Origin of the sequence: Pseudomonas sp. NY15354, from assembly GCF_048068075.1 — a bacterium.
Lineage (GTDB): Bacteria > Pseudomonadota > Gammaproteobacteria > Pseudomonadales > Pseudomonadaceae > Aquipseudomonas > Aquipseudomonas guariconensis_C.
In genome coordinates this window covers 25363-44744 of sequence record NZ_JBLUPV010000005.1, presented here as the reverse complement: position 1 = coordinate 44744, position 19382 = coordinate 25363, and the positions used below count along the sequence as shown (strand labels likewise).

19 protein-coding genes are annotated in these 19382 nt (G+C 62.6%); 8 read left to right on the top strand and 11 right to left on the bottom strand.

Annotated elements, in window-relative coordinates:
- Positions 1 to 10: 10 nt before the first annotated feature.
- From ACNFCH_RS06835 to ACNFCH_RS06825, 3 genes are read right to left on the bottom strand one after another with little or no spacing between them, the layout of a single operon-like run.
- Complete coding sequence (locus ACNFCH_RS06835; protein WP_416742490.1) at positions 11 to 1255, bottom strand: MgtC/SapB family protein; 1245 nt, start codon at positions 1253 to 1255, stop codon at positions 11 to 13.
- Between the two features lie 5 nt (positions 1256 to 1260).
- Complete coding sequence (locus tag ACNFCH_RS06830) at positions 1261 to 2061, bottom strand: helix-turn-helix domain-containing protein (protein ID WP_416742489.1); 801 nt, start codon at positions 2059 to 2061, stop codon at positions 1261 to 1263.
- 1 nt (position 2062) lies between these two features.
- Entirely contained in the window at positions 2063 to 2311 is a 249-nt protein-coding gene (locus ACNFCH_RS06825; RefSeq protein ID WP_337158643.1) for a hypothetical protein, read from the bottom strand.
- 317 nt (positions 2312 to 2628) lie between these two features.
- On the opposite strand from ACNFCH_RS06825, the gene ACNFCH_RS06820 reads away from it, so the two are divergent.
- On the top strand, positions 2629 to 3555 hold the full coding sequence (locus ACNFCH_RS06820; RefSeq protein WP_337158644.1) for a universal stress protein: 927 nt from the start codon (positions 2629 to 2631) through the stop codon (positions 3553 to 3555).
- Between the two features lie 25 nt (positions 3556 to 3580).
- Here the strand turns inward: ACNFCH_RS06820 and ACNFCH_RS06815 are convergent, their stop codons facing one another.
- On the bottom strand, positions 3581 to 4129 hold the full coding sequence (locus ACNFCH_RS06815; protein ID WP_416742488.1) for a GNAT family N-acetyltransferase: 549 nt from the start codon (positions 4127 to 4129) through the stop codon (positions 3581 to 3583).
- 184 nt (positions 4130 to 4313) lie between these two features.
- Between ACNFCH_RS06815 and ACNFCH_RS06810 the strand changes: the two genes are divergently transcribed.
- The 3 genes from ACNFCH_RS06810 to ACNFCH_RS06800 are packed head-to-tail and all read left to right on the top strand — an operon-like array spanning position 4314 to position 7262.
- The gene (locus tag ACNFCH_RS06810; RefSeq protein ID WP_416742487.1) at positions 4314 to 5240 is read left to right on the top strand and encodes a universal stress protein; all 927 of its coding nucleotides are present in this window, start codon (positions 4314 to 4316) and stop codon (positions 5238 to 5240) included.
- The gene (locus ACNFCH_RS06805) at positions 5231 to 6598 is read left to right on the top strand and encodes an MBL fold metallo-hydrolase RNA specificity domain-containing protein (RefSeq protein ID WP_416742486.1); all 1368 of its coding nucleotides are present in this window, start codon (positions 5231 to 5233) and stop codon (positions 6596 to 6598) included. The genes ACNFCH_RS06810 and ACNFCH_RS06805 overlap by 10 nt, the downstream gene beginning before the upstream one ends.
- A gap of 55 nt (positions 6599 to 6653) precedes the next feature.
- Positions 6654 to 7262 carry a hypothetical protein gene (locus tag ACNFCH_RS06800; RefSeq protein WP_337158648.1) on the top strand — a complete coding sequence of 203 codons (609 nt, stop codon included), beginning with the start codon at positions 6654 to 6656 and terminating at the stop codon, positions 7260 to 7262.
- Positions 7263 to 7299: 37 nt separating this feature from the next.
- Here ACNFCH_RS06800 and ACNFCH_RS06795 read toward each other — a convergent pair whose 3' ends face one another.
- Positions 7300 to 7869, bottom strand: coding sequence for a GNAT family N-acetyltransferase (locus ACNFCH_RS06795; protein WP_416742485.1), 570 nt, complete (start codon positions 7867 to 7869; stop codon positions 7300 to 7302).
- Positions 7870 to 8147: 278 nt separating this feature from the next.
- On the opposite strand from ACNFCH_RS06795, the gene fnr reads away from it, so the two are divergent.
- Positions 8148 to 8879, top strand: a complete 732-nt coding sequence (gene fnr, locus ACNFCH_RS06790; protein WP_416742484.1) for a fumarate/nitrate reduction transcriptional regulator Fnr — start codon at positions 8148 to 8150, stop codon at positions 8877 to 8879.
- Positions 8880 to 9739: 860 nt separating this feature from the next.
- Here fnr and ACNFCH_RS06785 read toward each other — a convergent pair.
- A complete protein-coding gene (locus tag ACNFCH_RS06785; RefSeq protein WP_337158650.1) occupies positions 9740 to 10165 on the bottom strand; it encodes a potassium channel family protein in 426 nt (141 codons plus the stop codon).
- A 28-nt stretch (positions 10166 to 10193) separates the two neighbouring features.
- Positions 10194 to 12035, bottom strand: coding sequence for an ATP-dependent zinc metalloprotease FtsH (gene ftsH / locus ACNFCH_RS06780; RefSeq protein WP_337158651.1), 1842 nt, complete (start codon positions 12033 to 12035; stop codon positions 10194 to 10196).
- Positions 12036 to 12276: 241 nt separating this feature from the next.
- On the opposite strand from ftsH, the gene ACNFCH_RS06775 reads away from it, so the two are divergent.
- The 3 genes from ACNFCH_RS06775 to ACNFCH_RS06765 all read left to right on the top strand — a co-directional run bounded on the left by ACNFCH_RS06775 (position 12277) and on the right by ACNFCH_RS06765 (position 15830).
- Positions 12277 to 12525 carry an Lpp/OprI family alanine-zipper lipoprotein gene (locus ACNFCH_RS06775; protein ID WP_196162245.1) on the top strand — a complete coding sequence of 83 codons (249 nt, stop codon included), beginning with the start codon at positions 12277 to 12279 and terminating at the stop codon, positions 12523 to 12525.
- 5 nt (positions 12526 to 12530) lie between these two features.
- Positions 12531 to 14813, top strand: a complete 2283-nt coding sequence (locus ACNFCH_RS06770) for a heavy metal translocating P-type ATPase (RefSeq protein WP_416742483.1) — start codon at positions 12531 to 12533, stop codon at positions 14811 to 14813.
- 123 nt (positions 14814 to 14936) lie between these two features.
- Positions 14937 to 15830, top strand: coding sequence for a universal stress protein (locus ACNFCH_RS06765; RefSeq protein ID WP_416742482.1), 894 nt, complete (start codon positions 14937 to 14939; stop codon positions 15828 to 15830).
- A gap of 63 nt (positions 15831 to 15893) precedes the next feature.
- On the opposite strand, the gene arsJ is transcribed toward ACNFCH_RS06765, so the two are convergent.
- The 4 genes from arsJ to ACNFCH_RS06745 all read right to left on the bottom strand — a co-directional run bounded on the left by arsJ (position 15894) and on the right by ACNFCH_RS06745 (position 19328).
- Positions 15894 to 17126 carry an organoarsenical effux MFS transporter ArsJ gene (gene arsJ / locus ACNFCH_RS06760; RefSeq protein WP_416742481.1) on the bottom strand — a complete coding sequence of 411 codons (1233 nt, stop codon included), beginning with the start codon at positions 17124 to 17126 and terminating at the stop codon, positions 15894 to 15896.
- 9 nt (positions 17127 to 17135) lie between these two features.
- Positions 17136 to 18140, bottom strand: a complete 1005-nt coding sequence (locus ACNFCH_RS06755) for an ArsJ-associated glyceraldehyde-3-phosphate dehydrogenase (protein WP_416742480.1) — start codon at positions 18138 to 18140, stop codon at positions 17136 to 17138.
- 62 nt (positions 18141 to 18202) lie between these two features.
- A complete protein-coding gene (arsH, locus tag ACNFCH_RS06750; protein ID WP_416742479.1) occupies positions 18203 to 18919 on the bottom strand; it encodes an arsenical resistance protein ArsH in 717 nt (238 codons plus the stop codon).
- A 52-nt stretch (positions 18920 to 18971) separates the two neighbouring features.
- A complete protein-coding gene (locus ACNFCH_RS06745) occupies positions 18972 to 19328 on the bottom strand; it encodes a metalloregulator ArsR/SmtB family transcription factor (protein WP_416742478.1) in 357 nt (118 codons plus the stop codon).
- Positions 19329 to 19382: the final 54 nt, after the last annotated feature.

Below are 19382 nucleotides of genomic sequence, written 5' to 3'. Positions count from 1 at the left end.
CGGAATGCACCTACACCTTGACCAGAAGGCCCAGCCACATCGCGCCGAGCACCGTCAATTGCCCTGGAACGAAGTATCGGGTGAAGGGCAGCCCGCCACGGACCAGCGCCAGGACGCCTTTGGACAGCGTATTACCGGTCAAGACCATCATGGCGGGCACCACCAGGCTCGCTATGGTCATTTGGCCGGCTGCTACCAATGATGCAATGGAGGCGGTCGCAGCGTGCGCATCCCCCACACCGCTGATGAAAGCCGCCAGGTTGACACCCTGTTGGCCCAGGTGCCTCAGCAGGAAGGTGGAAAACAACGCAATGCCGGTAATGGCCAGGGTTATGGCCAGTGCGACCCATAAACTGAAGGCGCCATCCGCCAGGTTGGCGGCTGAAGGCGATGACGCCGCATGCCAAGGCGCCAACAGGATGACGCCAGCGCAGAAGGTCGCGACCACCCCCAGGCCGATCGATGGCCAGAACGGGGTTATCAGGCGCGGGTCGACGATGCCAAGGACCAATGCGAACTGGGTGATCGTGGCAAAGTTGGACAGCACAGCCGCTGCCGCGAGCGACCTGGCATTTCGGTTGTCGGTTCGGGCCTGTCGAGCGAGCACTGCGATGGTGGCAGCGCCTGAGGCAAATCCTGAAGCGATGGCGCTTATCGGCAGGCCATAACGAGGCCCCATCACGCGCATGGCGATGTGTCCGATCGCTCCGACAGCCATCAACAGCGCTACCAACGTACAGATGACGTGCGGATTCAGTGCGCCATAGGGGCCCATGAACCGATCTGGGGTCAACGGCAGCACGACCAAGCTGATGGTCAGCAAGGTCAACCCGTCCCGAACCTCCGCTTCGCTCAATTGCTGCAGCACGAAATGATGGAGTTCGCGGCGCAGTGTCAACAGTACGGTCAGGACGACCCCCACGGCCGTGGCCAGCCCGGGTTGTTCCAGGCTCAGCGCGCCCAGCACGAGTACCAGCAGCAAGGCCACTTCGCTGGTGATCCCTGGCTCTTTCTCTGCATGCTTGCGGTAGTACATGCACACCAGCAGCGCCAGGCAAACGAAGGCGACAGCCGCCAATGGCGGACCTGCCAGCACCATGCTGAGGTACCCCAGCAATGATGTGATGGCAAAGGTTCTCAGCCCTGCCGCGGTCTGATCTTCGCTACGGGTTTTCTTGCGCTCGCGCTCAAGGCCCACGAGCATGCCGATACCCAGCGCCACCGCGCCATGGGCCAGGGTCGCGGAGTCGAGCATGACGCCTAGGTGACGATGCGACGCTGGGCATCGCCACAGCCCTGTTCCAGGGCCATCAGTGCCGGCATGTCCAGGATCTCGACGAGTCGACCGTGCAAGTCGACGATCCCCAGGGCGCGCAAACGGGCGACCGAGCGGCAGATCGTTTCCAGGCGCAGTCCCAGGTACGAGGCCATGTCCTCCCGCGACATGCGCAGCATGAAGCCGTGGGCTGAATAGCCCCGGCTAACGAAGCGTTTGGACAATCCCACCAGGAAGCTTGCAAGCCGCTCCTCGGCGGTGAGGTTACACAGCATCAGCACGCGTTCGTGCTCGCGCACGATCTCCCGGCTCATCAATCGATTCAGGCTTTGCTGCAGGACCAGAAAGTCCCGTGCCAGCGATTGCAACCGCCGATAGGGGATGGGGCAGACTTCGCTGTCTTCCAGGGCGATGGCGTCACAGACATGGAACTCGGTGGCGATCGCGTCGAGCCCCAGCACGTCGCCGGGCATCCAGAAATTGATCACCACGCCCAGGCCTTCGGCATTGTTCAGGCTTGTCTTGAAGCTGCCGCAACGCACGGCATACAGGGTATCGAGTGGGGCATTGGCATTGAACAAGGCAGCGCCTTTCTTGATGCGTATGCGCGGCCCCACCAGGCTGCCAAGGCCGTTGTCGTCGGCGACCGGCAGACCGGTTGGCAAACACAAGCCACTGACCCGGCATTCCTGGCACGGGGACGCCAGCGGCTTGAGATGGATGGGGGTCGCCTTGCCGGTGGGTTCGGGCTGCTCGAGCATGCGGACACTGATCTGGCTGGTCATCTCAGGCCTCCTTCGCGCATCGCCCGAGCGAAGGCGTCGAGTTGTCGGCACGTTGTCCGTTGATGTCAGTCACATGGCCCCAGAGCGAGCAGCTGGCGATCATGTCCAGCGAATGCGGGGCATTGAGCCGAGCGATGAGCCGTTCGACGAACTGCTCGGCCTCATCGGGCGTCCTGAAACCGACCTGCCATTGGTCCATGTGTACACACCAGCGGTGCTGGTCGGCGTTTTCCTCGATATAGACGTTCATCGGAACCTCCAGAGCGTGCGTGAGCAAGGACTTGCGTATCGATTCGTCGTGCGCTGGCGTCCTGCCGACGGCCCTGAAGGTCAGGGGGTGATTGCCGCTTTCATGACCACCATGGCACGCCTGCGAGGGCGTGCCTGGTTGTTGTCTATGTGGGGGTAGCGTGCGCCGGTAATAGAACGGAGCTTTGATCCGTATCAAGTTTGCGGTGCGTCACCGCAGCCGTTTGTCCGCGGGCTGTTTCAGTTGATAAACATCAAGTCGGGCAGGCGCCGGTGGCAGATGATCGAGGCACGTTTTCCCAACCGCAGAGGTGTGTCATGGACAATCCGCAAAGAATCCTGCTCATCGTGTCGCCCTTGATGCGCCGCTCGCCGGTCTATGACCGGGCAGCCGCGCTGGCCAAGGCCAAGGGCATGTCCCTGCACATCGTGGCCTTCGACTACCTCGAAGGGCTAGCCACGGCCGGGTTGGTCAATGACCAGGCGCTGGCGGTCATGCGCGATGGGTATGTGCAACAACACCGTGAGTGGCTGGAAACCCAGGCGCTGTCGATGCGGCGTAACGGTGTGACGGTCACCACCGAGGTGGTATGGGTCCAGAATCCGCTGGATGAGATCCTGGTGCATCTGCGCGAACAGCCGTTCGCCATGCTCATCAAGGCGTTCGAACACGAGCCGTGGTGGGTGCGCGCGATGTTCACCTCACTGGACATCCAGCTGCTGCGCGAGACCAGCATTCCCCTGCACCTGGTGAACAAGGCCAGCCATGCTCTGCCACGCAAGATACTCGCTGCGGTGGACCTGTCCCGGCCAGAAGATCAGATTCAAGGGCTCAACGACCAGATCATCAGTGAAGCCCTCAAGCTGGCCTTGCAATGCAATGCCCAGATCGATCTGTTGTACGTCTATGACCTGGGCTCGATGTATGTCGATGCCGGCGGGGGGCGCGAGCATTCGTTCCTGTTCGACTCGAATCAGCTCAAGACCCTTCACGAAGCCCAGAGCGAGGCGTTCCAGGCCCTGGCCGAGCGCAATGGTATTGCGTCCGAGCACCGTCACATGCGCGTAGGAGACCCGGCCAAGGGCCTGGCGTTGTTCATGGAAAACAACGACATCGACGTACTGGTGATGGGTAGCTATCACCATCACGGTATCGGCTGGTTCATCGGCAGCACCGCCGAGCGGGTGCTGCACCGTCTGGACAGCAGTGTGCTGGTGATCTCGCCAGAACGCTCCCAAGGTTGAAGCCCAGGCCCGCAAGGGCCTTGGTTCAAGCGCTGAGGTCCAATTCGTGAAGGATCTCGCTGACATCGCCCCCCAGGTAACGTGACGTGAAGCCCAGCGCCTTGGTCAGTCGGTGCATGGCGTAGTTGTTGGCCAGGTCCCTGGAAACCATGCAGCGATAGCCATTGCGCCGGGCCGCCTCGACAAGGTGCTTGAGCAGCAGCCTGCCCAGGCCCTTGCGTTGCCATTGTTCGCTGACCGCGACTGCGCATTCGCAAGTGTGACTGCCGGCAATTCCGGCGTAGCGGCTCACTCCGACCTGGCGCAGCTCGCCATCGACATGTGCAAGCGCGACGTATGCCATACGCTGGTGGTAGTCCACCGGCATCAGCCGCGAGTCCAGGTTGGGCAGGCCGCTGCTGAGCCCGGCAATGAAGCGAAAGCGCCGTGATTCATAGGTGATCGTGCTGAGAAAGCGCCTGTCCCGTTCCAGATCTTCATCGCGCATCGGACGGATCAGCACCACAGCGTCATCGGCAAGATGCTCTACCCAATGCTCCTCCACGTCTGGCTGCTTGGCGGGTTGCTTGTTCATGTGGCCTCCGATTGTCCGATCGATACCCTGCGATGGGTTGTACCGCAGCGGCCCTGTTCGGTTCTGACAATCGTCAAGTTCGTGCAGGGCGAGTGGTTTTCTGATCTGCATCAAGCGCCGAGGAGGCTGTTCACCGAAGATCGATTGCATACCCACTCTCGCCACGCAAGTCCGGAGGTTCGCCATGGGTCAGTATCGACAACTGCTGGTGCTGCTTACCGACATCGATCCGCATTCCTCTGCCTTGCGCAGGGCCCTTGCCCTGGCCCATGTCAGCGGGGCCAGCGTGCATGTGCTGGGGCTGTTCGAGCCCAGCGAAGAGCACTTGCTACGGGAGGAGCGGCTCAACGAGGCGGATATCAAGCGCCAGTTCAACCACTACCGCGAGCGGCTCACGCAGTTGGTCGATCGGCACCGGGCCAGCGGTGTCGCGCTCACGGTCGACAGTCTTCATGCAGAAGATATTCGCAGCCAGGCCATCGACTACCTCAGAGAAATGCAGGCCGACATGGTCATCAAGGACAGCGAAGCAGCGCCGGCCCTGGCACGACTGTTCGGCACGCCCCTGGATTGCGCGCTGATGCGCGGGTTCAAGGGAATGATGCAATACGTGCCTGCGGCGGCGGTGTCGTTGCCCAAACGCATCATGGTCGCCGTGGACACTGCCTTCAGTGATACACCTGATGCCCAGGCGCGGTTCAATCACAGGCTGATCCAGGCTGCGCAGGCGTTGGCACTACAATGCGATGCGCAGTTGCATCTGCTGTCGGCGTACAACCTGGCAGGGGTGTTTGCCTCGGACATGAACGTCACTCAGGCGTGGATCGATGAGATGCTCACAGCCCTGCGCGAGCCCTTCGACAGCCTGGCCGACGCCGAAGGCGTGCCTCTCGATTGCAGGCTTTTCAAGGAGGGTGGGCCGGTGCAGGTCATTCGCGAGCAGGTGGCCGTGCTGGACACTGACGTGGTGGTCATGGGCGTCGTGCAGCCCAAGGGCTTGGACAAGCTGCTGGGTGACACCACTGAGCGCATCGTCAGCCGACCGCCTTGCAGCGTGCTTACGGTTCACCCTCATGTGATCGAGACCTGGGAGCCGCAGCCATGCAACTGACCTTCCTTGGCGGGACCGGCACGGTGACTGGCAGTAAATTCCTGTTGACCCGCGACAGCACCCGCGTACTGATCGACTGCGGTCTGTTCCAGGGCTACAAGCAATTGCGCCTGCGCAACTGGGAACCGCTGCCCGCACCACTGCGTGCGCTCGATGCGGTGGTGCTGACCCACGCCCACCTCGACCACAGTGGGTACCTGCCGGTGCTGGCTCGCGAAGGTTATACCGGACCGATCTATGCAACCCCGGCTACCTGCGCCTTGGCTGAAATCCTGTTGCTCGACAGCGCCCGGCTGCAGGAAGAACAGGCCGAACACGCTAACCGGCATGGCTATTCCAAGCATTCACCGGCGCGTCCGCTCTATACCGAACAGGATGCCAAGCGGGCGCTGGCGCTGTTTCGCCCGGTAGAGTTGCACCACACTACCGTGGTTGCCGAAGGCATGGAGCTTCTGCTGCGCACGGCCGGGCACATACTGGGTGCCGCAACCGTGCAGATCACCGCCGACGGCCAGCGATTGCTGTTCTCTGGCGACCTGGGGCGCCCGCAGGACCCGATCATGCAGGCGCCCGAACTGGTCAGGACGGCAGACATACTGCTGGTGGAGTCCACCTACGGGGATCGCAAGCATCCTGATGAGTCCACCGAGCAGTACCTGGCCCAAGTCATCAACCAGACACTCCTGCGCCATGGCATCACCCTGGTGCCATCCTTCGCCGTGGGCCGTGCCCAGCTGTTGATGTACTACCTGTACAAGCTCAAACGCGATGGGCTGATACCGGACATCCCGGTCTACCTCAACAGCCCGATGGCCACCGATGCCACCACCCTGTACCAGCAGTTCAGGCGCGAGCATCGCCTGTCAGCGACGGAGTGCGCGGCGATGTGCAGGGGCACGCACATCATCCGCACCGTCGATGAATCCAGGCACCTGGACCAGTTGCGTGAACCGGCGGTGATCATCGCCGCCAGCGGCATGGCCACAGGCGGGCGGGTGCTGCATCACCTCAAGGCGCTGGCGCCCAACCCACGCAACAGCATCCTGTTTTCGGGCTTTCAGGCCGGTGGGACGCGCGGTGCCGATATTGTCGCCGGTGCGCGCAGCGTGCGTGTGCATGGCGAGGATGTCCCCATCCGGGCGCAGGTGTATGCAATGGAGAATTTATCGGCGCACGCCGATGCCGACGAAATCATGGAGTGGTTGCGCGGCTTCACCCGACCGCCACGCCAGACCTATGTCATCCATGGTGAGCCGCACGCGGCCGACACCTTGCGCCGGCGTATCAGCATCGAGCTCGGATGGCAGGTCTGCGTGCCCGAGCATCTGGAAACCGTTGCCATAGACCCTGTGCGCTAGCCTGGCGCGGGAGGCTGTCATGGATATACAAGCAAGGGCAAAACTGAAGGCATGGATGCAACGGCCCAGGGGCAGCCTGGGGTGGATCATGGCCATCGTCACCTGGGTGGTGGCCACCTCCGCCTACCAGGCACTGGGTTCGCCCTGGCGCCTTCCCCTGCGTGATCCCGCTGTCCTGCTGACCTTGCTGGCCTTGAGCATCGCAGTGGGGTGGGCCGTGCAGCGCGGCGTGAGACGCACGGTGGGCAAAGCCATTTTCGAGGGGCAGACCACCGGCTGGCAGGCCAGGCTCGCGTTCATCCGCACGGTCGCCCGGGAGTCGAACGTGCTGCTGGGCATGCTGGTGCTTTTGGCCGTGCTCGGCGCCAGCACGCTCTGGCTGGCAGGTCGCTCCGTGGAGCGCATCGTGGATCGGTGCCAGGCCAACCTGCTGGCCCAGGCGCAGGTTCCCGAGGCCGAATCGCTCGCCACGCGGGTGGGCAGGCCCGTGTGCACATGCCTGGCGCAGACCTTTCTGGACCGCAATGGCGTGATCCGACTGGCGATGTTCCAGACGCCGCTGCAGCCAATGGTTACCTTCAAGGCTTTGACGCCCGCGGACGAACGGCATTGTCTGGCGCAGTTCGATTTGCTGCCGGAAGAAGCGGCTTCGACGACGCGCTAGCTAACTGGCGGCCCCGCAGGGCCGCCTCGACTTTGCGTTATTTCAGCCAAAGACGATGGATGACCTGGCTTGCGTCATCCGGATCCCGGGTCGTGGTGAAGCCCGCGGCCTTGGCCAGGTCGCGCATCGCGATGTTGGCGGCGGCGTCGATCGAATACATCTGCTGCAGGCCTCTGGCACGGGCATGGTCGATCAGGTGTTTGAGCAGCAGACGGCCCAGACCATGATGTTGCCAGCTGTCGAGCACGGTTACTGCGCATTCGCACGCGTCATCCTTTTCGCAGGCGGCATAACGGGAAATACCCACTTCCTGGAGTTCGCCGTCGACGTGGGCAAGCGCGACATAGGCGGCGTGCCGGTCCTGGTCGACATCCATCAGTTGGTCCAGCATCGCCTCGCCAGGCTCCTTGAGCTGGCACAGGAAGCGAAAGTGTCGCGATTGCGGCGACAGCCGTTCGATAAAGGCTTTTTCGCGCGGGCGATCCTTGGCTTGCAAGGGCCTGATCAGTACATGGGTGCCATTGTCGAGTGCTTCGATCCAATGCTCGCCGCTGGGGGCAGGGAACGAGGAGAGGGCGTACTTTGGGGGGACATCGGCGGTAGCCATGGCAGTTTCCTCGCAGGTCAGGGTCAAGGTTTAGTTTCAACACGTTTTCCTGACTCGACTTGATCGTTATCAAATGCCAGGTTGCCGGTGGTCGCAGCCGTCCTGGGCAAGGATCATCGTTGGCTGGTGCGCATCGCTGAATGCCCTGGGCGCACGGCTCGTCTTGATATTTCTCACGTTTTGACAGGGCTAAATGACCCTTGGTCGGCCATAGCGGAAACTTCAGACGAAGCGGCTAACGTGATAATTGCTCTGCCCGAAAAAGCGGAGGCATCGTCATGTCAGACTCTGCAGATGTGGGGGCGAGGCCCCACGTGAAGTGCCTTGCGTGCTCATTGAGTCGGCTTTGCCTGCCAGCCAGCCTCAGTGCAGAGGAAGTGGACAAACTCGAGCGCATCGTCCGGCGGAACCGCCCTCTGAAAAAGGGCGAGTACCTGTTCAAGGCCGATGAGCCCATGGACCATGTGTTCGCGCTGCGTTCAGGGGCTATCAAGAACTTCCTGCTCGATGCCGAGGGCAACGAGCGGGTCACTGGATTTATCCTGCCGGGCGAAATGCTTGGCCTGGACGCCATCGGTGCCAGTCATTATCGAAGCTATGCCTTGGCGCTGGACGTGTCGCTCGTCTGTTCCATCAAGCTCGATCAATTGGTTGACCTCTCAGGACAGATTCCTGGCCTGCGCTATCAGTTGTTGCACATGCTAAGCCAGGGCATTCAGAGCAAGGACGAACACCTTCGTTGCTGTCATGGTCGTGCCGATCAGCGTCTGGCGATCTTCCTATTGGGCATGTCAGCTCGCTATCACGAACGGGGCTTGCGTACGGACCTGTTCAATCTGCCCATGTCTCGTGGTGATATCGCCAATTACCTGGACCTTACCCTCGAAACCATCAGTCGGCTGTTCAGCCGTTTCGTCCAGGCGGGGTTCATTGAATGCGTCGGTCGGGAAGTCAGGATTGTCGACCAACAAGGCCTGGTTAATCTCGGTCGATTGGAAGACGCCAATTGAGCAACGAGAGTAGTCGGTCATAGCGCTGTACAGGACTGCCCAGCGCCGGTTGCCAGCACCCGGCTGGGCGCGGAACTTGATCCGTACGCAGCCAGATGCGCTGCGCGGGCACTCCTTTTTGCCAGCAGATACGGGCCGCCTGGCGCGCGACTTGCTCCGGCGCGCAGCAGTAGACGGTGTCCGGCCTGAAACCCTCCAATTGACTCGCCAGTAGTGTCCATCCGCTGCAACTGTTGTTGCGTGGCAGCGGGAAGCGCGCCGAAAGCCCGTGCAGACACTCTGCGGGAAGGTGATCGATGGGAAAGCCTTCGTGCGACAGTTGTATTTGCACCCAGGGTAGCCAACAGTGGATCTCATCCAGGGTGCACAGGAGCGCCAGTATCCCTTCACCCCGCGAGATGGCCAGCAACCGGGTGCTGTGCAAGGGAAGCGGCCAGGCGCTGCCCAACGGGCCAGAATAGTCCAGTAAATCGCCCTCCCGCCCTAGTGCTTGGGCGCCGTGCGTAGTCACGATGAATCGCCCGGCCACGCCTGGCAGGCAGACATAGCTGCAGGGCACATGCAGCCCGTGAGTGCCCAGCAGGCAATACTGCCCTGGCATAGCTTCAGTGTGCTGCTGGCTGCAGAGCTGCAAACGTAAATAGTGCTGAGTGCCTGAGCCCGATAAGGTCTCCAGCAATCGGACACCTCCCTCTTCATGCCTCATATGCACCTCGAACACGCGTACGTTTGTGTGCTGTATTCAGGCTAGGCCCATGCCATGAGGGTACTTTGATCAGGGTCAACTCGGCGCCTGAGCGGTGGAAAAGATCAAATTGCCCAATGGCACTGGACACCGCCACCAAGCGCCTGAGACTTCGCTACTTGGCTTTCCAGTACTTCTGCATTTCCAGGAACAGGAACGACGCGGTCCAGGTGATCAGCACCAGGCCTGTCAGCGCTTGCAGGCCTGTGAGGTACTTGAGGTTGCCGGTGGGGGTGATATCGCCGAAGCCGATGGTGGTGTAGGTGGTGAAGGAGAAGTACACGCAGTCCATGAACGAGCCGTCGAATTGACCCGTGAGCGAGCCCCAGCCCTGGGCATTGTCCATCAGGTAGTAGGCCAGGGCGAAGCACCACACCTCCAGTGCATGGGCCAGCAGCGCCCCGAACACGCCGACCACGATCCGGAAGCGGCTCCATAGTTTCAGCCGTGGCAGCCAGTCGTTCAGGCGCAGAAGGCATTCGTAGTGAATGATCACCACCAGGATCACGACCAGTGTGTTGATCAGCGTGACGGTGAGCATGGCAGGCACCCTGGTCGGCGTCGGGTCATCATTTCGCACTGCCGACCAACGGGTAGGTCACAGGCTCCTTGAGCTGCGGCTGGAGTGCGGGAAATTCCTCCGGTGTGATGGTTTCTTTGGCCAGCAGCAAGTGCGCGCCTGCGTCCAGGTCTGCACGGCGTTGCTCGAGCAAGGCCTGGGCTCTCTGGTAGGCCTGCTCGAGCAGCTCACGGATACCGAGGTCGATTTCCCGCGCGGTCTGCTCCGAATAGTCCTTGTGTTCCTGACGCAGCAGGGCCTCCCCGAGATAACTGGCCTGCTGGCGCTCCAGTACCGCCTGACCCAACGCCGGACTCATGCCGAACCGGGTGATCAGTTGTCGGGCGATATCGGTGGCGCGTCCCAGGTCATCGGCGGCCCCGGTGGAGACCTGGCCGAATGCCAGGTTTTCGGCCGCACGTCCGGCCATCAGCACGACGATACGGTCCCTGAGCATCTGCGCGCTGATCAGGAAGCGGTCGTCCGTCGGCCGTTGCAGGGTATAGCCCAGCGAGCCTGCGGCACGGGGGATGATCGACACCTTGTGGACCGGGTCCATCGCCGGCAGGCTGCTGGCAGCCAGGGCATGGCCCATTTCGTGATACGCCACGATCTGGCGTTCGTCTTCACGTAGCACGGTGCTCTTGCGCTCCACGCCAGCGACCAGGCGTTCGACCGCTGCGGTGAAGTCCTCCAGTTCGACCCACTGGCTGGCACGCCGGGTGGCGACGATGGCCGCTTCGTTGACCAGATTGGCCAGGTCGGCGCCGGTCAGGCCTGGGGTGATGTCGGCGATGCGCTCGCAATCCAGGTCGTTCTTGTAGACGATTTTGTGCAGGTGCACTTTCAGGATGGCCAGGCGGCCCTTGCGATCAGGTCGGTCGATCAGGATCTGCCGGTCGAACCGCCCTGCGCGCAGCAACGCCGGGTCCAGGACCTCGGGGCGGTTGGTCGCTGCCAGCAGCACCACGCCTTCGCGCGGATCGAAGCCGTCCAGTTCGGCCAGCAATTGGTTGAGGGTCTGCTCCTTTTCGTCATTGCCGCCCAGGTTGCCGATACCGCGCATCTTGCCCAGGGCGTCCAGTTCATCGATGAAAATGATGCAGGGTGCTGCCTGCCGAGCCTGGTCGAACAGGTCGCGTACCCGGGCGGCGCCTACCCCCACGAACATTTCCACGAACTCTGACCCGGAGATCGAGAAGAAGGGGACGCCCGCTTCCCCGGCGATGGCCTTGGCCACCAGGGTCTTGCCGGTGCCAGGGGGGCCGACCAGCAGGGTGCCTTTAGGGACGTGGGCGCCCAGGCGTGCATACCAGGCCTGGTTTTTCAGGAACGAGACGATTTCGATCAGTTCATCCTTGACGTCATCGATCCCTGCAACGTCGGCGAAGGTGACCTGGATGTCCCGCTGGGCATAGACCCGCGCACGAGACTTGCCGACGCTCATCAAGCCGCCCAGCCCCTGCTTTTCGCCAAACCCACGGAAGATGAAGAACCAGGCACCGAGCATCACCAGCAGCGGCAGCAACCAGCCCGCCATGTCGGCGATCGTGTTGTCTTCCGCCAGGCCGGTAAAGGCCACGCCGGACTGGCTGAGCTGCGCCGACAGTGCCGGGTCGACGCGCACGGTGGTAAACCGCTCGCGTCCGTCGATGGGCTCCTGCAGCCTGCCCTGGATACGATTGCGCCTGATTTGCAGGTCACTGACTTTCTGCTGCTCGAGCAATTGCAGGAACTGGCTGTAAGGCAGGGTTACGACAGCCGAGCGGTCGAACAGGCTGAACAGCAGGGCAGTGAGCAGCGCCAGCGCGATCGCCAGGTAATACAGTTTCGATGGCTGATCTTTTTTCATGGCCGCAATTCCTCGAGACAAGGGGCTCGGGCCTTCCATTGCTGAGGCGACTTAGGCGCTGTCGATAGGTGCGCAGGCGACATTGCCTTGAGCTGTTTTTACCCGCCAGTGGCCTGGCGCGATTGATAAAGGTCAAGATCGACGTGCAGCCCCCACGCTACAGGAGCTTGATAAATGTCAGGCCGCTGCCTGCTGCGCTGCGGATACTCAGGCTATCTTCGGCACCTGCGAGGGCATGGACATGCGACGTTATCTGCTTATCGGCTTGGCGAGCGTGCTGGTATTGGTGTCTGGCTGCAGTCCTTGGCGTACCGAGGAACTCGACGCGCGCCTGGAATCGGCCGAGAACAATGCCGCCACTGCGAGGCTGCGCGCCGATCAGGTCTGCTACCGGATCGATCTGGTCGAGCAGACTGCCAACCAGGCGCTGCGTATCGCGACCCAGACCCAGGAAGAGGTCCGACGGTTGCAGCAGGCCAAACAGAAGTAACCGCCATGTCTCGCCGGTGGCTGGACCTGGGCCTGTTGCTCGTCAGTGGCTTGGCCTTGCTGTTCGGCGCAGGTGCCTATGCCGCGCAGCAGCCTGCCTGGGCAGCGCTGATCTGGGCGGGAGGCAGCAGTGTGATGGCCTTGGTGCTGGCGGTGGAAATCGTCAGACGCCTGGCCAAGCGTGAAGCGGGCATCGATCTCATCGCACTGGTATCGATCCTGGCGGCGCTGTGGCTTGAGCAGATGTTGGTCGGCGCGGTGATCGCGCTGATGCTGGCCACCGGGCGCGCACTGGAAGCACTCAGCCTGCAGCACGCCGAGCGCGAGCTGCGGGCCTTGATCGAGCGGGCACCCCAGCGTGCCTGGATCCAGGAGAACGACGGGCTGCATGAAGTGCCCGTGGGCGCGGTTCAGCCCGGTCAAACCGTATTGGTGCGCCTGGGTGAGGTGGTGCCGGTCGACGGTCGCCTGGTCAGCGCTCAGGTGATCCTGGATGAAGCTGCGCTCACCGGCGAATCGCTGCCTGTCACACGCTATGCGGGCGAACTGCTGCCCAGCGGCGTAACCAATACCGGTACGCCGGTGCTGGTGCTGGCCACGCGCACGGCAGCGCAGAGCACCTATGCGGGCATCGTGCATCTGGCCGAGGCGGCGCGCCGATCACGCGCGCCTTTCGTTCGATTGGCCGATCGTTACGCCTTGGGCTTCATTGCGCTGACATTGTTGGTCGCAGGGGCCACCTGGTGGCTCAGTGGCGATATGCAGCGTGTGCTGGCCGTGTTGGTGGTCGCTACACCCTGTCCGCTCATATTGGCGGTGCCCATCGCCATCATTTCTGGTATTTCCAGGGCCGCGCGACGCAACATCCTCGTGCGTGATGGCCAGGTTCTGGAAGCGCTCGCCGGGATTCGGCAAGTGTTTCTGGACAAGACCGGCACCTTGACCGGCGGCCACGCCCACGTGCAATCGATCGAGGTCCAGGGCGAGGGTGCGCCGCTGCAAGTCCTGCAATGGGCCGCTTCGCTGGCGCAGGCTTCTTCGCATCCGATCGCCCAGGCCATTGTCCAGGCCGCTCGTGTGCGCGGTGTGTCGCTGACACCGCCGCAGGCTGTAGAGGAGGCTCCCGGGCAGGGGCTTGCCGGCACCGTACAAGGTCATGCCGTGCGCCTGGGCACCGTGGGCTATGTCCACGATGAAGCACAGACCGATGCCTGGGCTCAGGCGCGCTTGCAGGAACTGGATTACCTGGCCTGCAGTGGCAGCTTCGTCGCGATCGACGGCCAGTTGAAGGGGGTGATCAGGCTGGCCGACAACCTGCGTCTGGAGGCGCCTCAGACCCTGCGCTTGCTCCGCGCCCGTGGTATCGAAAAGGTCGCCATGCTCACGGGCGATCGTCTGGAAACCGCGCAGACGATCGCGCTGACGGCGGGCATCGACGAACTGCATGCTGGCCTGACGCCCGAGGACAAGGTGCGCCTGGTACAGGAAGGCTGCCGCCGTGCGCCGACGTTGATGGTCGGCGATGGCATCAACGATGCGCCCGCCCTGGCCGCCGCCGATGTCGGCGTGGCCATGGGGGCGTCTGGTGTCACGGCCTCGGCGCAGGCGGCCGGTGTGGTCCTGCTGGTGGACCGATTCGACCGGCTGGTCGAGGCCTTGGACATTGCCCGACATGCCGTGCACATCGCTCGCCAGGGGGTGTGGGCCGGGATGAGCCTGTCGTTGCTGGCCATGCTCATCGCAGCGGCAGGCTACCTGCCGGCTTTGCTCGGCGCCATCCTGCAGGAAGGGATCGATCTGCTGATCATCGGCAATGCGTTGCGCGCGCTAGGGCCCTGGCCCGGTAGGCGACGCGTTGGGATCGATGTCGCAGCGATCGATCGGCTTGAGGATGAGCACCGGCAGTTGGACGGCGTGCTGACGGAGCTGAGCCAGATGGCCCAGGATTTTTCCAGCCGCCCCCTCGACAAGGCACAGGCTGACTTGCGCAATTTGGTCTGCGCATTGCACAACCTGCTGGAGCGCCACGAACGCGATGACGAACGCCGGCTCTATCCGCTACTGAGCCGTTTCATACCCGGTGAAGATCCGTTGTCGACCATGAGCCATACCCACCGAGAAATCTTTCGGCTCATCCATCTGCTGTCTCGTATGAGCGACGATTTCAGTCAGGCGACACGGCCTCCCAGCGCTGATGAGATACAGCATCAGCTCATTCGCCTGGACACCCTGGCGAAGCTGCATTTCGACCAGGAGGAAGCGCTCTACCGGTATCTGGATCGGCGCTGAGCCGGACCTGGGCGGTGGGTGGAAAACACGCCAGCGCGCCTTGATTTTTATCAAGCTTGATCAAGCGCCCGCTCCGATAATGACGGGGCTGCGAGTGTCTACCCTCGCCTCGGGAGGTGGCTGATGAGCGCGTACCGTCGGATTCTCTTGATCATGACCAAGGCCGAGCCTCGTCCGGCCGCCTTGCTCCGGGCCCTGGCGCTGGCAGACGCATCGGGTGCTGCATTGCATGTGCTCGCTGTCCATGAACCCGCTGAGCTGCAATTGCACCACGCGCTGCAGCAACCCGCGGTCTCGACCGCAGCGTTCGCGCATTTCAGCGCCCAGCTCAAAGCATTGCTGGACGAGCAGGGCGCCCACCTGACACACCCATCGTTCGAGGCCGTTCAGACCCTCAACGCGCGTGATTTCATCCCCGCCTATATCGCGAAGTTCGCACCTGATCTGGTGATCAAGGACTGTCCCGTCAGCTCGATGTTCGACCAGATCGCGCAGACCTCCCTTGACTACGCGCTATTGCATGCTGGCCAAGGAACGTTCCAGTTCGTGCCGGCCAATGCCCCTGCCATGCCGGCTCAGGTGTTGATCGCGGTCGATGTAGCCAGTCCGCAGCCCGCTCAGCAGGCGCTCAATCACCAGTTGGTGGAGGCCGGTCAGCAGTTGGCGCGCCAGTGCAAGGGGCAAGTGTACCTGTTGTCGGCCTATGACCTGCCCATGGCCATGCTGGCCAATGCGGCGCTCGCCGAGCCATGGGCGCAGGAGGTGCGCGAGTCACTACGGGTTCCATTCGACGCCTTGGCCGATGCGTACGGCATTGCCTATTCGCATCGGTACTTCGTCGAGGGGGCACCGCTGCGCGTCATCAAGGCGCACATCAGCTCGCTGCTGATCGATGTGGTCGTGGTGGGGGTGGTGCAGCCCAAACGCTGGGCCAAGCTGATTGGGGATACCACCGACAGACTCCTTGGCAGTGCCCCCTGCAGCATTCTGGCGATCAAGCCAAACCCCATTGGCTGACAATCGGGAGCTGTGCGCTCGGCCTGGTGCACCACTTCAATACGAAAGTTGGCTTCACCCCTTCTAGTGCAAGGCAGTGACCCCTTTGGTGTGCCGTGGCAACGCGATTGATATCAAGGCCGCCAGCAGTACGAAGGCCGAGGAGATCCACAGGCAAGCCACAAGGCCATACGCCTGGAACACCCACCCCGAAAGCAGGGTGCCGACCAGCCGCCCCAGGGCGTTGGACATGTAGTAGAAGCCCACATCCAGCGATACGCCGTCTTCCTTGGCATAGCTGACGATCAGGTAGCTGTGCAGCGATGAATTCACCGCGAACAGCACACCGAACAGCATGAGCCCGCCGAGCAGTACGGCCTGTGCTGGCACCCCGGCAGTCAGACCCAGGGCAATCAGCGCGGGTAATCCTGCGAGGGCAATGGCCCACGTGAAGGCCGCTCGGCCGTCCGGCACATGGCCACGCTTCTTGCCGGTGATGTAGGGGGCAAACGACTGGACGATGCCATAGCCGATGATCCAGGCGGCCAAGAAACCACCGACCTTTAAAAAATCCCAGCCGAAGGCGGTGCTCAGGTACACCGGCAACGCCACGACGAACCACACATCGCGGGCGCCGAAGAGAAACAAGCGTGCGGCCGAGAGGATGTTGATCGCCCGGCTTTTGGACAGCATGTCGCGGAACTTCGGCTTGGCCTTGGCCTTGCCCAGGTCTTTTTTCAGCAGGACCAGGCTGCCGATCCATATCAGCGCCAGCACCGCTGCCATGGCCAGCACCGCCAGGGTGAAGCCGAGCAGCGCGAGCAGTGCGCCGCCCAGGAAGAAGCCCACGCCCTTGAGCGCATTCTTCGAGCCGGTGAGGATGGCCACCCATTTGTAGAGCGTGCCTTGCTGGTGGTCCGGCACCAGAAGCTTGAGGGTGCTCTTGGCACTCATCTTGTTCAGGTCCTTGGCGATGCCGGACAACGCCTGGGCGGCCATCACCCACGGCACCGTCAACGAGGCCGCCGGCACCGTGAGCATCAGCAAGGCCAGCACCTGCAGGCCCAGCCCGATGTTCATGGTGCGGTTGAGCCCCAGGCGGGCGCCGAGGTAGCCGCCCACCAGGTTGGTGATCACGCCGAAGACCTCGTAGAACAGGAACAGCGCTGCGATCTGCAGTGGCGTGTAGCCCAGGGTATGGAAATGCAGGACCACCAACATGCGCAGGGCGCCGTCGGTGAGGGTGAAGGCCCAGTAGTTGCCGGTCACCAGCAGGTACTGACGCACTTCCAGAGACAGGGCTGACAACGCCTTCATGATCGTTGCTTACTCCGCCGCGCCGACCAGCCGGGCCAGCTCCGCTGCGCGGTTGGCATAGCCCCACTCGTTGTCGTACCAGGCGTAGAGCTTCACCTGAGTGCCGTTGACCACCAGGGTCGACAGCGCATCGATGATCGAGGAGCGCGGATCGGTGCGGTAGTCGATGGACACCAGCGGGCGTTCTTCATAGCCCAGGATGTCCTTCAACGGGCCTTCGGCAGCGGCTTTGAGCAGCGCGTTGACCTCTTCGGCCGTGGTCGCACGCTCCACCTCGAACACGCAATCGGTCAGCGAGGCATTGGCCAGCGGTACGCGCACGGCGTGACCGTTCAGCTTGCCGCGCAGCTCGGGGAAGATCTCGGCGATCGCCGTGGCCGAACCAGTGGTGGTCGGGATCAGGCTCATGCCCGAGGCACGGGCGCGGCGCAGGTCCTTGTGCGGTGTATCGAGAATGCTCTGGGTGTTGGTCAGGTCGTGAATGGTGGTGATCGAGCCGTGGCGGATGCCCAGGTGCTCGTGAATCACCTTGACCACCGGCGCCAGGCAGTTGGTGGTGCAGGAAGCGGCGGTGACGATGCGGTGCAAGGCCGGATCGAACAGGTGCTGGTTGACGCCCATCACCACGTTCAGCGCGCCCTTTTCCTTCACCGGGGCACAGACCAGCACGCGTTTGACGCCCTGGTCCAGGTAGGCCTGGAGCACGGCCACCGACTTCATCTTGCCGCTGGCCTCGATGACCAGGTCGCAGCCTGACCAATCGGTGTCGGCAATCGCCTTGTTGGCGGTGACCTTGATGCGCTTGCCCTCGATCACCAGCGAGTCGCCTTCGGCACTGGCTTCGCGGTGCCAGCGCCCGTGGACCGAGTCGAAGTTGATCAGATGGGCGTGGGTCCCGGCATCGCCGGCCGGGTCATTGATCTGCACGAACTCGAATTCTGGCCACGCCCAGGACGCGCGCAGCGCCAAGCGACCGATACGTCCAAAACCATTGATGCCTACTTTGATTGTCATGTTCGTGTGCTCGTAGTGCGGTAAGCCCACCTCCACTGGAAGTGGGGGAGGTCATGAGGGGCTCAGATAGAACGTTGATTGACGCGCGTGGACAGTTCCTCGGCCGACTCCTTGCGCTCGGAATAGCGGTCGACCAGGTAATCGGCGCGGTCGCGCAGCAGCAGGGTGAATTTCACCAGTTCTTCCATGACATCGACGACGCGGTCGTAGTACGCGGACGGCTTCATGCGGCCGGCCTCATCGAACTCCAGATAGGCCTTGGGCACTGACGACTGGTTGGGGATGGTGAACATGCGCATCCAGCGGCCCAGTACGCGCAACTGGTTCACGACGTTGAACGACTGCGATCCCCCGCAGACCTGCATCAGCGCAAGGGTCTTGCCCTGGGTAGGGCGTACGGCGCCCATGCTCAAGGGAATCCAGTCGATCTGCGACTTGAACACGCCGGTCATTGCGCCATGGCGCTCAGGCGAGCACCAGACCATGCCTTCGGACCAGAGCACCAGTTCGCGCAGTTCCTTGACCTTGGGGTGATCGTCGGGAGCGTCATCGGCCAGTGGCAGCCCCGAGGGGTTGAAGACCCGCGTCTGGGCACCGAAGTGTTCCAGCAGGCGGGCCGCTTCTTCGGTCAGCAGCCGGCTGAAAGAGCGCTCGCGGGTCGATCCGTAGAGCAGCAGGATCCGTGGTTTGTGCGTGGAGGGCTGTTCGCGCGCCAGTTTGTCCGCCGTTGGCAGGTCAATGAGCGCGTCGTCGAGGTTGGGAATAGGGTGGTCGGTCATGGTTTCACTCATCACAGAGGCCGCAGGCTTTTGTTTGAAGCCAAGGCGAGCGTCAGCAGCAGGAGGCAGCGCGCTGGGGGCGCTCGCCCATGGCATCCAGGCGTCGGGTGCTGGTGCTCAGCCATTCGCGGTTGGCCTCCAGCGTGGTTGCCAGCACTTCACGTACCCAGGTGGGCAATGCGGGATGCAACCGGTAATAGACCCACTGGCCCTGACGGCGGTCTTCCAGCAGGCCACAGGTGCGAAGTTGCGCCAGGTGGCGGGACACCTTGGGTTGGCTTTCTTCCAAGGCACAGATCAATTCGCACACGCACAGTTCTTCCTCGCGCGTGATCAGCAGCATCATGCGCACACGGTTCTCGTCGGCGAGGCACTTGAAAACCTGGGTGGGCGACAAGGGGTCAATCATGGCGGTTCTCATGGGCTGGCGAGCACGAGTCTCGATGGATATATGATTTTGTGA